The sequence below is a fragment of the Streptococcus oralis genome, assembly GCF_026782085.1.
GTDB lineage: Bacteria > Bacillota > Bacilli > Lactobacillales > Streptococcaceae > Streptococcus > Streptococcus oralis_DA.
Genome location: NZ_JAKUVW010000004.1, coordinates 261,535 through 275,367, shown reverse-complemented (window position 1 = coordinate 275,367; position 13,833 = coordinate 261,535). Strand labels below are relative to the sequence as shown.

Here is a 13,833-nt window from a genome sequence, read left to right as displayed (position 1 = left end):
TAGAAAGGAGACCTCATGACACTTCCAGTTAGAAAATCCCTGCACGATGCGGTTTTACAGGCTTCAAAAGCCGATACTTGGGATCAAGCTACCAAGGAATGGAATGAAGTTTCCTTGATTTTTAATGGCATTGGCCGTAGTAATTGTGTTTGCGGGAATGCCATAAAATACGCCTACGAACTCTTTAATGGTGTCACAGGCCAACGCCTCTTTCCAATCGGTAGTGACTGCGTCCGTCATTTTCATCGTATTATCCTCGATCAGCAACTGGAAGAGGAAGACAAGCTTCTCAGAAAACTTGAAAACCTAACCAGAAAGGCTCAGAAAAAGGAAAAAATCAAGGTCAATAAAAGCGACTTTGACGAACGACTTCTAAAATGGTTTTGGGAGAAAGGTGTTTTCAAAGCCAATCGTGGCAATCAATTCGCACCTGAGAAAGATTACCAGCTTTTCCTAGAAGTCTTTCAAGGTGGAAGTTGGACCAAGGCAGATCCAAATAAGAAGGCTCGTATGGAAGAAGTGCTGGAAAAGTGTATCAAACCTTTTCTACTTGGTAAGACCGATGACCAACTCTACCTTGTCAAACTAGGCAAGGAGAAAATCGACTACGAGCAGCATCTACGGATTCAAGCAGAGAAAGAACGCAAGAAGAGAGATAAAATCGCCAAGCAATACGCTGACAACCTCATTCTTGCCATGGGACTTGCAGAACGAGCCTATCAAGATTACTTTGGCTTTACAGAAACCTTGACCCAAGAAGAACGAAAATGGGAAAAAATCCTCTTTGGTAAGAATAGAGAAGAACGGGCTATCAAGGCTAAACAAAACCAGAAAGAGCTGGAAAAAGATCAGCGGATTGCAAATCAAGATCCTATTGAACGAAAGCAGAAGCAGACTTGGCTTCTTAATTCCTATTTTCGTAATTTACCAGATGAAAAAGCCAGATTTTCTCGGCTCCTATTAGAATATCGAAAAAGTGGAGGAGTACCCTTTTCAGATGATCACATATCTGAGCATCTCATCGATTTTTTCTACAAGATGAAAGCCTTTGAGTTTGAAATTGCACCAGAACAAGTCCGCGATTTTCTAAAAGAATGCCTTCAGGCAGAACATCTATCATCTGCACAAGAAAGCTGGATTAGAGGAATTCTTCTCAATTGCCTTCACCCGTTCTTAGATAGGTTACTCATATAGAAAAAATCCTACCTTGTCTATGCATGGTAGGATTTAAGTATCTCCAAAGATGTACTGGTAAAGTTGGATGACTTTCTGAAAACATTGTGTGTCCATTCTTGTTATTTTTTGAGCATTACGCATCCGAAAATCAAAGGTATACAGTTGAAATGGATTGACAGCGCCATCTACCTTGTCCGACGAGACAGGAACGAGCAAGCCTTTTTCAGCCAAACGTTGTTGGCCATGAGTGATGGGACAGACAGCCACAAAACCAGTTTGCAAGGCATATTCTCTCCTAGAAACAACCAAGGCAGGTCGCCGTTTCTGGATTTCTCGACCGACTGATGGATCAAAGTCCAGCCAAATGATATCCTGCTTTTCAGGAATATAGTCAGATTTCGCTATCAAGTGACCTTACCCCTTCAAAATCATTTGTCATTCTCAAATCAGTAAATCCATCAAAAGGATCTTTCAGTTTTGGAGCTAAGACAATGACTCCGTCAATCCCTTTGTAGACGACCATTTCTTGACCTTCTGTCATCCCCAAATTTTTAGGAATGGTCACAGTGAGCGAATTCCCCACCTTCCGAGTCTTTACTGTATTCATTGCTCTACCTCCACGAAATTGTATACACTAAGTATATACCTGTTGGCGAAAAAAGTCAAGTAAATCGTTACTGGCATCAAGGATGCGTCGGACCTATACTATTTGTCATTTATTGTGGTCAAAGCCTGTGCAAAAGTTCCTCATTTATGATAGAATAGGTAGTAAGAAAGAAAACGTTTTTACTACGTTTTTTTTAGTCGGAAGGGGAAAATATTATGGCTACTATTCAATGGTTTCCGGGTCACATGTCTAAGGCTCGGCGGCAAGTTCAGGAGAATCTTAAGTTTGTTGATTTTGTGACGATTTTGGTGGATGCTCGGCTACCTTTATCTAGTCAAAATCCTATGTTAACCAAGATTGTGGGGGATAAACCTAAACTCTTGATTTTAAATAAGGCGGATCTTGCTGATCCTGCAATGACCAAAGAATGGCGTCAGTATTTTGAATCACAGGGAATCCAAACTCTGGCTATCAATTCCAAAGAGCAAGTGACTGTAAAAGTTGTTACTGATGCTGCTAAAAAGCTCATGGCTGATAAGATTGCACGCCAGAAAGAACGCGGTATTAAGATCGAAACCTTGCGGACTATGATTATCGGAATTCCAAACGCTGGTAAGTCAACTCTCATGAACCGTTTGGCTGGGAAAAAGATTGCGGTTGTCGGCAATAAACCAGGTGTTACCAAGGGGCAACAATGGCTCAAAACCAATAAAGACCTTGAAATATTAGACACACCAGGGATTCTCTGGCCTAAGTTCGAAGACGAAACCGTTGCTTTGAAACTAGCCTTGACTGGAGCAATTAAAGATCAACTACTCCCAATGGATGAAGTGACCATTTTTGGTCTCAATTATTTCAAAAAACATTATCCAGAAAAGCTAGCTGAACGCTTCAAACAAATGAAGATAGAAGAAGAAGCACCTGTTATCATCATGGATATGACCCGTGCCCTTGGTTTCCGAGACGACTACGACCGCTTTTACAGCCTCTTCGTCAAGGAAGTCCGTGATGGAAAACTCGGTAACTACACCTTAGATACATTGGACGACATCGATGACGACGATTAAAGAAATTAAAGAACTTCTTGCCACTGTCAAAGAATTAGACAATCCCCTTTTTCTTGAACTGGAAAAGGATAGTCGTTCTGGAGTTCAAAAAGAAATTAACAAGCGTAAAAAAGCCATTCAGGCTGAACTGGATGAGGATCTTCGTCTGGAATCCATGCTTTCCTATGAAAAAGAGCTTTACAAGCAAGGAGTGACCTTAATAGCAGGTGTTGATGAGGTCGGCCGTGGTCCTCTGGCTGGACCCGTAGTCGCTGCAGCCGTTATCTTGCCGAAAAATTGTAAGATTAGAGGCCTCAACGATAGCAAGAAGATCCCCAAAAAGAAACATCTGGAAATTTATCAAGCCGTTCAAGACCAAGCTTTATCAATCGGGATTGGTATCATGGATAATCAGGTCATCGACCAAGTCAATATCTATGAAGCTACCAAACTAGCCATGAAGGAAGCAATCTCCCAGCTCAATCCGCAGCCTGATCACCTCTTGATAGATGCCATGAAACTGGAGTTACCAATTTCACAAACCTCCATTATCAAAGGAGATGCCAACTCCCTCTCAATCGCAGCTGCATCTATAGTGGCCAAGGTGACACGGGATAATCTAATGAAGGATTATGACAACCAGTATCCTGGATATGATTTCGCTGCTAATGCTGGATATGGAACGGCAAATCACTTAGAAGGTCTTGATAAACAAGGAGTTACTCCCATTCATCGGACCAGTTTTGAACCGATAAAATCACTGGTCGCAGCAAACAAAGAAAGTTAAATTGGAGGAAATGATTATGGAAGAACAGTCAGAAATACTCAGCTCCAAGAAAGAATTTGCCTTTGCCTCAAGCACCATATTATCCCAAGTTGGACGAGGAATCATTGTTGGTCTCGTCGTCGGGCTAATCGTCGGATCCTTTCGTTTCTTAATCGAAAAGGGTTTCCATCTGATACAAGGACTCTATCAAGATCAAGCGCACCAAGTGCGCAATCTTTTTATCATTGGTCTATTTTATTTAATCGTTTGCTGGCTTAGTGCGAAACTAACTCGGTCAGAAAAAGATATCAAGGGTTCAGGAATTCCTCAAGTCGAAGCCGAACTAAAGGGACTGATGACTCTTAACTGGTGGAGTGTTCTCTGGAAGAAATATGTATTAGGGATTCTTGCTATTGCCAGTGGCCTTATGCTAGGTCGAGAAGGCCCAAGTATTCAACTTGGAGCAGTTGGTGGTAAAGGTATAGCCAAGTGGCTCAAATCTAGCCCAGTAGAGGAACGTTCCCTGATTGCCAGTGGAGCTGCTGCAGGTTTAGCCGCTGCCTTTAATGCACCAATCGCAGGTCTCCTCTTTGTTGTAGAAGAAGTCTATCACCATTTTTCACGCTTTTTCTGGGTCTCAACTCTAGCAGCCAGCATCGTAGCAAACTTTGTTTCTCTGCTCATATTTGGCCTAACACCCGTACTGGATATGCCAGATAACATCCCCCTCATGACCCTAGACCAGTATTGGATTTACCTGGTTATGGGAGTTTTTCTAGGACTCTCTGGTTTTCTCTATGAGAAAGCTGTACTCAATGTTGGTCGAATTTATGATTGGATTGGTCAAAAAATCCATTTGGATAAAGCTTATTATCCAATCCTAGCCTTTATCCTTATCATACCAGTCGGGATTTTCTTGCCACAGATTCTTGGTGGTGGAAATCAGGTCGTTCTTTCTTTGACTGAGCAAGATTTTAGTTTTCAGCTTCTATTAGCTTACTTTTTGATTCGCTTTGTTTGGAGCATGATTAGTTATGGAAGTGGTCTCCCAGGAGGAATTTTCCTTCCCATTTTGGCGCTTGGTTCCTTGCTTGGTGCCCTAGTCGGTGTCATTTGTGTTAATCTTGGACTTGTCAGTCAGGAACAATTCCCTATATTTGTCATTCTGGGAATGAGTGGCTACTTTGGGGCAATATCCAAGGCTCCCTTAACTGCCATGATCCTCGTAACTGAGATGGTTGGAGATATTCGCAACCTCATGCCACTTGGATTGGTAACCCTAGTTGCCTATATCATCATGGATTTACTTAAAGGTGCGCCAGTCTATGAGGCCATGCTAGAAAAAATGCTGCCAGAAGAAGCGACAGATGAAGGAGAAGTCACCCTCATTGAAATCCCTGTATCAGATAAAATAGCAGGAAAACAGGTTCACGAACTCAACTTGCCACATAACGTACTCATCACCACCCAAGTCCATAATGGCAAGAGCCAAACAGTTAACGGATCAACCAGAATGTATCTGGGTGATATGATTCATCTGGTCATTCCAAAAAGTGAAATTGGAAAAGTCAAAGATTTGTTGTTGTAAGCTTTTGTTTACATAATTTATTTTACGTAAAATATTATTGAAAGGATTCTCAATGAAAAGAAATAAGGCAATTGCGGTATATTTGCTAGGCACATTTAGCCAAATAGTATCAGTTTGTCTTCTTTTCTTTCTCTTGAATCATTTTTCTGTTCAGTCCAATCTATTATCTATTTTAGGAATCTTTCTAGGTGGCATTTCTTCAGCTCTTTGGGGAATCATTGTTGCAAATCACTATTTTCATATTCATTTTAAGAAGATTGTAAACGATTTTTTTAACATTCATACCAGTTATAAACACTATTTATTATCTTTTTTCCTTATTATCCTTGATTTTTCTTTTCTAATGTTTGGTGGGAAAATAATAGAATTTAGCTGGTATCTCCCATTTTTGATGTTCTTCAAATTTATTGTCTTTGGCGGTATAGAAGAGATTGGATGGCGATATGTTTTTCAACCAATTTTACAAGAAAAGCTACCGTATTTTCACTCAACAATCCTAACCTTTTTCAGCTGGGCACTTTGGCATCTGTTGTTCTTTTGCATAGATGGTTCCCTAGCAACTCTGCAAATTCTACCGTTTTTATTTGGATTGCTGACGAATTCTTTCATACTCTCAGCTCTTTATATCAAAACAAAAAATCTCTGGATTTGCGTTATGACACATTCTATCATTAACGTCTTGTCTCAGCTAACCATAGACACTGATCGATACGAAACCTACCTGATTAGAATCTTCGTCATCTTGGTATCCTGCTATATGGTAATACATAAAAAAGATGAGTATAGTTGTTAGCTGATTTTGTTGGAAACAGTATTATTCTTTGGAAAAGTTATTTGCTAAGGGGGACATACATCATAATGAAAATACTCGATGTTTTATATAATTTTTATGGTGATTTTGATTTCATTGAAGAAAAATACAATGAAAAATACGAAGGTATTCTTATCAATATAAAGGAAGAGCAAGGGTATAAAAGATGCCGCTTGGCAAAAAGAACACCAAAAAAAGAAGGATATTTTACAGTTTTTTGGAAAAAAGACCAAAACAACAAGAACATTCCTTATACCAATGAGGACTTAGGAAATGAACTTATAATCGTTATCATTGATAATGATAAGAGGGGACTATTCATTATTCCAAACGAGGTGGCTATTCGTAAAAACATTCTGTCGACAAAAGATAGCAATGGAAAAATGTCTATGCGATTTTATCCTCCTTGGTGCTCAAATTTAAATACAACAGCTCGAGCAACACAAAAATGGCAATTGCAATATTTTAGAGAAATTAAAATATAAACATATTGCCGGATTACATACACACAAAAGACCTGTTTCTTATGATTGTGGAACCAGGTCTTTGTTTTTTCTAGAATCCATCAAACACTTATAACATCTTTCCGAAAAACTATAATTTTCTTGAAAAATATATAAGTCTATGCTATACTACTAGTAGACTTAATTATGGAGAAAATACATGAAACGTGAGATTTTATTGGAACGAATCGACAAACTAAAACAAATCATGCCTTGGTATGTTCTGGAATACTACCAATCAAAGCTTGCTGTTCCCTACAGCTTTACAACCTTGTACGAATATCTCAAGGAATACGATCGATTTTTCAGCTGGGTTTTAGAGTCTGGAATTTCAAATGCTGATAAAATGTCTGATATTCCTTTATCTGTCTTGGAAAATATGTCTAAGAAAGATATGGAAGCTTTTATCCTATATCTACGTGAACGTCCATTGCTGAATGCTAATACAACCAAGCAAGGTGTATCTCAGACGACCATCAATCGGACCTTATCAGCACTTTCTAGTCTTTACAAGTATCTAACAGAGGAGGTTGAAAACGACCTGGGAGAACCCTATTTTTATCGTAATGTAATGAAGAAAGTTTCAACCAAGAAAAAGAAAGAAACACTTGCTGCTAGAGCTGAAAACATCAAGCAAAAACTCTTTCTAGGTGATGAAACAGAAGGTTTTCTAACTTATATCGATCAGGAGTACCCACAACAGCTCTCAAATCGCGCTCTCTCATCATTTAATAAGAACAAAGAACGTGATTTGGCCATTATTGCCCTTCTCCTAGCGTCTGGTGTCCGCTTATCTGAAGCTGTTAATCTAGATCTAAGAGACCTCAATCTCAAAATGATGGTCATTGATGTCACTCGAAAAGGTGGCAAACGTGACTCGGTCAATGTCGCTGCCTTTGCTAAGCCTTACCTAGAGAATTATCTAGCCATTCGAAATCAACGCTATAAGACAGAAAAGACGGATACAGCTCTCTTTTTGACCTTATATCGTGGCGTTCCCAATCGTATTGATGCTTCTAGTGTTGAAAAGATGGTTGCTAAATACTCTGAGGACTTCAAAGTCCGTGTAACTCCACACAAACTACGCCATACCCTGGCGACTAGACTCTATGATGCTACTAAATCGCAAGTTTTGGTCAGCCATCAGCTAGGTCACGCTAGTACACAAGTCACTGACCTCTATACCCATATTGTCAACGATGAACAAAAGAATGCTTTAGACAGCTTGTGATTATTACATATTATAAATTATGTAAATCAACTATAACTAAAAAACGAAAGATCAATTCCTTTTATCTTTCGTTTTTTAGTTATTTAAACTCAATCCAGTAGTTACGGTGTGGCTCTATAATTACTGGTTTACACCAAAAGGCTTGCAGATAGGCTAGATTTGCTGAGCTTATAGGTTTTTTTGAATCATTGAACTGCTCAGCACTCTCTTTAGTTAGAAAACATTTTACTGATTCATAAGAAGTTCCATCATCTGATTCTCTTTCGATTTCCATATACGAAATTTCGTCACCATTTTTAAGATCGTCAGTTAACAGTTTACCAATAAAGAATACTGTCTTATCTTTCATAAATTCATAAGCCTTACTATGTTCTAGTCGGTTATTCGCTGCAGCATACATAATACAAAAACTATCAACAATATCTTTCAAAGGCATTAGGTCTTCTTTGTTTACTTTGATTTCATCGGGGAGAAGACCGCCAATTATAAGATTTTGAAAATGGGCTTGCTGGATTACATTATCTAAAGCCATTCCTAAAGGTATTTGAACAGCTTGGTATCCTAAAGGTTGAAGCTCTTTGTATTTCTTATCATAATGTTCTTGTGTGATGCTTATATTTAAACTTTCAGTTTGATAAATTTCTTCATTTCTATAGAAAGCAACAACATTGCGGTCTAACTGTTCAAATAGATTAAGACTTTCTACTGGAATTTCTAACATTAATGAATAACTCCTTTTCATTTTTCATCTCTATTATAATCTAATCAGCATGATTATTAAGTTTAACCCTAATAAAAGAATCCATCATAAATGGATTCTTTTTCCTTACCCCACTACTGCTTCAGCGATTTCTTCACGGCTAATACCAGCAAAGTAGCGTGTGATGTCAATAGTTTCTAGTGACTTGAGGACATCTTCACGTTCGTATTTCACTCCACGGAGGACATCTTCTACAGCTGCAACGTCCTCGATACCAAAGAAGTCCCCATAGATCTTGATATCTTGGATTTTTGATTCAATGACGTTGGCAAAAACTTCGACCTTACCACTGGTGAATTTTGTTCCACGACGGACGTTAAATTCAGGTGATTTACCGTAGTTCCAGTTCCAAGTACCGAACTTGGTATCCTTGATACGATTGATTTCAGCCAATTCTTGCTCAGAAAAAACGTATTCAGTCATCTCTGGGTACTCTTTTTTCATGTATTCCAAGAGCAAATCACGGAATTCTTCAACTGTGATTTTTTCTGGCAATTCATTGACAATATTTGTTACACGGGCACGGACGGATTTCACACCTTTTGACTCAAATTTATCCTTTGAAACCTTGAGGGCGTTAGCAAGAACTGACAAATCAACGTCAAAGAGCAAGCAACCATGGTGCATGATACGCCCATTGATATAGGCTTGAGCATTGCCACAGAATTTTTTGCCATCAATCTCTAGATCATTACGGCCTGTAAATTCGGCTTTAACACCAAGTTGAGCCAAGGTATTGATAACTGGAGTTGAGAAGCTCTTGAAGTCGAAGGCCTTGTTTTCATCTTCTTTTGAAATGATGGTGTAGTTGAGGTTGTTTAAATCGTGATAAACAGCTCCACCACCACTGATACGGCGGACTACCTCAATACCATTTTCGCGAACATAATCACGGTTGATTTCTTCGATAGTATTCTGGTGACGACCAACAATGATAGAAGGTTTGTTAATCCAAAGAAGGAAGATTTGATCCTCATCTAGTAAGTGTTTAAAGGCATATTCTTCCAAGGCGATATTAAAAGCAGTGTCGTTTGAATGATTGATAATATATTTCATGATATCCCTTTATACGATAGAGACTGGAAAACATCTTTCCAGCCTAGTCTATCTTCGTTTTATTTTTTCTTAGGTGAATGGATGGCCATTCCTAAAACATCCGCAAATGCTTCGTACATCACTTCAGAGTAGGTTGGGTGTCCGTGGATAGTCTTCAGCATTTCCTCAACAGTGATTTCCATTTCGATAATGCTTGATGCCTCGTTAATCAATTCTGCGGCTGCAGGACCAATGATGTGCACACCAAGGATTTCCCCGTATTTCTTATCAGCGATAACTTTTACGAAACCTTGAGCAGCATCAGATGCAATGGCACGACCGTTGGCTGCAAAGTTGAATTTACCGATTGCAACATCGTATTTCTCACGTGCTTGTTCTTCAGTCAGACCTACTGCTGCTACTTCAGGGAGAGTGTAGATAGCTGCTGGAGTCAAGTTCAATTTAGCAACAGCATGGTTTCCTTTGAGGGCATTTTCAGCAGCAACTTCCCCCATACGGAAGGCTGCGTGCGCCAACATTTTAGTACCGTTGATGTCACCTGGTGCGTAGATTCCAGGAACAGAAGTTTCCATGTACTCATTGACCTTAATACGACCACGATCCAATTCAAACTCAACATCGCCAATTCCTTCAAGGTCTGGTACACGACCGATTGAAAGAAGAGCTTTGCTAGCGATGATATCGTCTTTTCCTTCAACCTTGATACGAAGTTGACCATTTTCTTCGATGATTTCTTGCAATTTTGTACCTGTCAAGATAGTCATACCTTTACGCTCAAGGATCAAGCGAAGATTCTTAGACACTTCCGCATCCATAGCTGGAACGATACGGTCCATCATTTCGATAACAGTTACTTTTGAACCAAATGTCATGAATGCTTGGCCGAGTTCGATACCGACAACCCCACCACCGATGATTACGAGGCTTTCTGGTACTTCGTTCATTTCAAGAATGTCATCACTGGTCATGACAAGTGGAGATTCCATACCAGGAACGTTGATCTTGCTGACTTTTGAACCACCGGCAAGGATAATTTTCTTGGTTTCAAGCAATTCAGAACCATTTACCAAGACATTCTTATCTTTAGTGATTGTACCAATTCCCTTATGAACAGTAACTCCGTAACTACGAAGAAGACCTGCAACACCACCAACCAAAGTATTGACAACCTTAGATTTTGTCTCTAAAAGTTTATCCATATCTACAGTGAAGTTTGGATTTTCGATGACGATACCTCGGTTTGCTGCATGACCGATATTTTCGATGATTTCAGCATTGTGAAGGTAGGTCTTCGTTGGGATACAGCCACGGTTCAAACACGTTCCACCGAGTTCAGATTTCTCAACAAGGGCAACCTTCCCACCGAGTTGGGCAGCTTTAATGGCTGCAACATAACCAGCAGGACCTCCACCAATCACAACGATATCAAAGGCATCATCGCTCTTACCATCGTCGTTTGAGGCACTAGCTGCAGGTGCAGGTTTTGATTCTGGCGCAGCTGCTCCAGCTGTTGGGATGTTTTCCCCTTCTTCTCCAAGGTAACCGATAACTTCAGTTACAGGGACAGTTTCACCATCTCCTTTAAGGATGGCAATCAAGTATCCATCTTCTTCGGCTTCCAATTCCATGCTGACTTTGTCAGTCATGATTTCCAAAAGGATTTCTCCTTCTTTTACAAATTCACCGACTTTTTTATTCCATTGGACAATTTGTCCTTCTGTCATATCTACGCCGGCTTTTGGCATAATTACTTCTAAGGCCATGTCTTACTTCCTTCTAAATCTCTAAAATAACAATAGCTGACTTAAACCAACATTGAGATCGGATTCTCAATCAAGGCTTTCAAGTCTTTCATAAACTTAGCACCAGCCATACCATCTACAACACGGTGGTCAATAGTTAAACCAAGGCTCATGATAGGACGAATATCAACTTCGCCATTAACAACGACAGGTTTCTCTACTGTTGAGCTTACCCCGAGGATTGCTGAGTTGGGTTGGTTAATAATCGGACCAAAGGACTGAACGCCAAACATTCCCAAGTTACTAATTGTGAAGGTTGAGTTTTGTAACTCACTTGGAGCCAATTTGCCATCCAAGGTACGACCAATCACGTCTTTAAAGGCTACTACTAACTCTGACAAGCTCATTTTTTCAGCATTGTAAACAACTGGTGTCATTAGACCGTTATCCATCCCAACCGCCATCGCAAGGTTGACATAGTTATGAGTGATAATGGTCTTGCCGTCTTCTGTCAATGAAGCGTTGATGTATGGGTGTTTCATCAATGTTTTCACAACAGCGAGTGAAAGAAGGTCTGTTACAGTAGTCTTCTTACCAGTCGCTTCCATAATCGGATCAAGAACCTTCTTACGAAGGGCCAACATTTCTGACATATCGACATCATAGTTGAGTGTGAAGGTTGGCGCAGTTAGGTAAGATTCAACCATACGTTGAGCTATAACCTTACGCATTGGTGTCATTGGAATACGCTCAATCTCACCATAAGGAGTGATATTGTCTGGAACTTCTGCCACTTTTTCGATTTGAGCAGGAGACTTGATGGTGTCGTTTTCGATATTTTCAGGAAGCAAGGCCAAAACATCCTTCTTCATGATCTTACCACGATGACCCGTTCCTTGGATTTCCTGCCAAGCAATGTTATGTTCGAGGGCAATTCGTTTTGCAAGTGGCGAAATGCGAACCACGTTTGTGTCTTTATAAGTTTCCACGTCTTCTTTGTGGACACGACCGTTTGCACCTGAGCCAGAAACGTCGTAGAGGTTGATTCCTAGATCATCCGCCAACTTTCTAGCCGCAGGAGTCGCTCTTAGCTTGTCATCAGCCATGACCTCTCCAATTCTATACTAAGATATTTAGGACGAAGAGGGCAATGAAAAAATAGGAGATTGACGATGTGTTCGATGAACACAAGGAAATCTATCTTTTTTTCACAGACCTCCGTCCGAATTCAATTACATGATGCAAAGGGCGTTAAAAGCGACTGAAAAATAGGAAATCGACGCTGGCTTCGATGAAGCCAAGGAGATTTATCTTTTTTCCGAGCTTTTAGCCCGTGTTCAACTCTACAAGTAACTTGGACACGAAACGCGTCTCAAGTTACTACGGTTGCCGCTATTAGGCGGTCAACCTAGTAGACTTACTAAGTTTTTTGTCGAATATGATCGATTCGTCAAAAAACTGTCGCAACTTTATATACAACTTGGATACAAAACATACCTCAAGTTACTAAAGTTAAAATCTCTAAAAATTTACGTAATTTAATTTATGCAATATTATTCTTTGTTATAAGTCTTACGGATTGCATCTTTGATGCTTTCAACTGTTGGAATCATTGCATTTTCTAGATTTTGTGCGTAAGGCATTGGCACATCTTCTCCTGCACAACGGCGGATTGGTGCGTCTAGATAATCAAATGCTTCTGATTCTGAAATAATTGCTGAAATCTCTCCGATATAGCCACTTGTTTTGTGAGCGTCGTTGACAAGCACCACCTTACCAGTCTTTTTAACAGAGTTGATGATAATTTCTTTATCAAGTGGCACTAATGTACGAGGGTCCACAATTTCAACAGAAATTCCTTCTTCTGCTAATTCTTCAGCAGCTTGAACCACACGGCGAAGCATTTTTCCATAAGTAACGACTGTTACATCTGTACCTTCACGTTTGATTTCACCAACTCCAAGTGGGATTGTGTAGTCTGGATCAACTGGCACTTCCCCTTTTTGGTTAAATTCTGACTTGTATTCAAGGATGATAACAGGGTTGTTATCACGGATAGAAGACTTGAGCAGTCCTTTCATATCCGCAGGTGTACCTGGAGCTACAACCTTGAGACCAGGGATGTGTGTAAACCAAGACTCTAGAGATTGCGAGTGCTGAGCGGCAGAACCAACTCCGTTACCAGCTGCACAACGTACAGTCATTGGAACCTGACCTTTACCACCAAACATATAACGTGTTTTAGCAGCTTGGTTGACGATATTGTCCATGGCAATAACCGAGAAGTCCATGAAGGTCATATCGACGATTGGACGAAGTCCTGTCATGGCTGCTCCTGCTGCTGCTCCAGAGATGGCAGCTTCAGAAATCGGACAGTCACGGATACGTTCTGGACCAAATTCTTCGAGCATTCCAACAGAAGTTCCGAAGTCTCCTCCGAAGACACCGACGTCTTCTCCCATCAAGAATACATTTTCATCGCGACGCATTTCCTCAGACATAGCAAGGATAATGGTGTCACGGAACGACATTGTTTTTGTTTCCATT

The 13,833-nt window shown here is 40.1% G+C and carries 14 protein-coding genes; 7 read left to right on the top strand and 7 right to left on the bottom strand.

The window, feature by feature from the left end; genetic code table 11:
* Positions 1-15 precede the first annotated feature (15 nt).
* Positions 16-1,194 (top strand): hypothetical protein, encoded by a 1,179-nt coding sequence (locus tag MK395_RS03450; RefSeq protein ID WP_268711276.1) that lies wholly within the window; start codon positions 16-18, stop codon positions 1,192-1,194.
* Positions 1,195-1,227: 33 nt separating this feature from the next.
* Here MK395_RS03450 and MK395_RS03445 read toward each other — a convergent pair whose 3' ends face one another.
* Together MK395_RS03445 and mazE are read right to left on the bottom strand one after the other, a co-directional pair.
* Positions 1,228-1,584 carry a type II toxin-antitoxin system PemK/MazF family toxin gene (locus MK395_RS03445; RefSeq protein WP_195215697.1) on the bottom strand — a complete coding sequence of 119 codons (357 nt, stop codon included), beginning with the start codon at positions 1,582-1,584 and terminating at the stop codon, positions 1,228-1,230.
* A complete protein-coding gene (gene mazE / locus MK395_RS03440) occupies positions 1,568-1,783 on the bottom strand; it encodes a type II toxin-antitoxin system PemI/MazE family antitoxin (RefSeq protein WP_049500423.1) in 216 nt (71 codons plus the stop codon). Before mazE ends, MK395_RS03445 begins: the two co-directional genes overlap by 17 nt.
* A 215-nt stretch (positions 1,784-1,998) precedes the next feature.
* On the opposite strand from mazE, the gene ylqF reads away from it, so the two are divergent.
* The 6 genes from ylqF to xerS all read left to right on the top strand — a co-directional run bounded on the left by ylqF (position 1,999) and on the right by xerS (position 7,728).
* Positions 1,999-2,850 carry a ribosome biogenesis GTPase YlqF gene (gene ylqF, locus MK395_RS03435; protein WP_000201310.1) on the top strand — a complete coding sequence of 284 codons (852 nt, stop codon included), beginning with the start codon at positions 1,999-2,001 and terminating at the stop codon, positions 2,848-2,850.
* Entirely contained in the window at positions 2,837-3,616 is a 780-nt protein-coding gene (locus tag MK395_RS03430) for a ribonuclease HII (RefSeq protein ID WP_268711275.1), read from the top strand. The genes ylqF and MK395_RS03430 overlap by 14 nt, the downstream gene beginning before the upstream one ends.
* A 16-nt stretch (positions 3,617-3,632) precedes the next feature.
* The gene (locus tag MK395_RS03425) at positions 3,633-5,183 is read left to right on the top strand and encodes a ClC family H(+)/Cl(-) exchange transporter (protein WP_268711274.1); all 1,551 of its coding nucleotides are present in this window, start codon (positions 3,633-3,635) and stop codon (positions 5,181-5,183) included.
* 52 nt (positions 5,184-5,235) lie between these two features.
* Positions 5,236-5,976, top strand: a complete 741-nt coding sequence (locus tag MK395_RS03420; RefSeq protein ID WP_268711273.1) for a CPBP family intramembrane glutamic endopeptidase — start codon at positions 5,236-5,238, stop codon at positions 5,974-5,976.
* Between the two features lie 65 nt (positions 5,977-6,041).
* Positions 6,042-6,479, top strand: coding sequence for a MepB family protein (locus MK395_RS03415; protein ID WP_000697143.1), 438 nt, complete (start codon positions 6,042-6,044; stop codon positions 6,477-6,479).
* A 178-nt stretch (positions 6,480-6,657) separates the two neighbouring features.
* Positions 6,658-7,728 carry a tyrosine recombinase XerS gene (gene xerS / locus MK395_RS03410; RefSeq protein WP_000817856.1) on the top strand — a complete coding sequence of 357 codons (1,071 nt, stop codon included), beginning with the start codon at positions 6,658-6,660 and terminating at the stop codon, positions 7,726-7,728.
* Between the two features lie 79 nt (positions 7,729-7,807).
* On the opposite strand, the gene MK395_RS03405 is transcribed toward xerS, so the two are convergent.
* The 5 genes from MK395_RS03405 to MK395_RS03385 form a co-directional block, all read right to left on the bottom strand.
* Positions 7,808-8,449 carry a hypothetical protein gene (locus tag MK395_RS03405; protein WP_268711272.1) on the bottom strand — a complete coding sequence of 214 codons (642 nt, stop codon included), beginning with the start codon at positions 8,447-8,449 and terminating at the stop codon, positions 7,808-7,810.
* 105 nt (positions 8,450-8,554) lie between these two features.
* On the bottom strand, positions 8,555-9,544 hold the full coding sequence (locus tag MK395_RS03400; RefSeq protein ID WP_000874005.1) for a lipoate--protein ligase: 990 nt from the start codon (positions 9,542-9,544) through the stop codon (positions 8,555-8,557).
* A gap of 59 nt (positions 9,545-9,603) precedes the next feature.
* On the bottom strand, positions 9,604-11,307 hold the full coding sequence (gene lpdA / locus MK395_RS03395) for a dihydrolipoyl dehydrogenase (RefSeq protein ID WP_001162881.1): 1,704 nt from the start codon (positions 11,305-11,307) through the stop codon (positions 9,604-9,606).
* 41 nt (positions 11,308-11,348) lie between these two features.
* On the bottom strand, positions 11,349-12,392 hold the full coding sequence (locus MK395_RS03390; protein WP_268711271.1) for a dihydrolipoamide acetyltransferase: 1,044 nt from the start codon (positions 12,390-12,392) through the stop codon (positions 11,349-11,351).
* 447 nt (positions 12,393-12,839) lie between these two features.
* Positions 12,840-13,832 (bottom strand): alpha-ketoacid dehydrogenase subunit beta, encoded by a 993-nt coding sequence (locus tag MK395_RS03385; protein WP_061420979.1) that lies wholly within the window; start codon positions 13,830-13,832, stop codon positions 12,840-12,842.
* Position 13,833 lies beyond the last annotated feature (1 nt).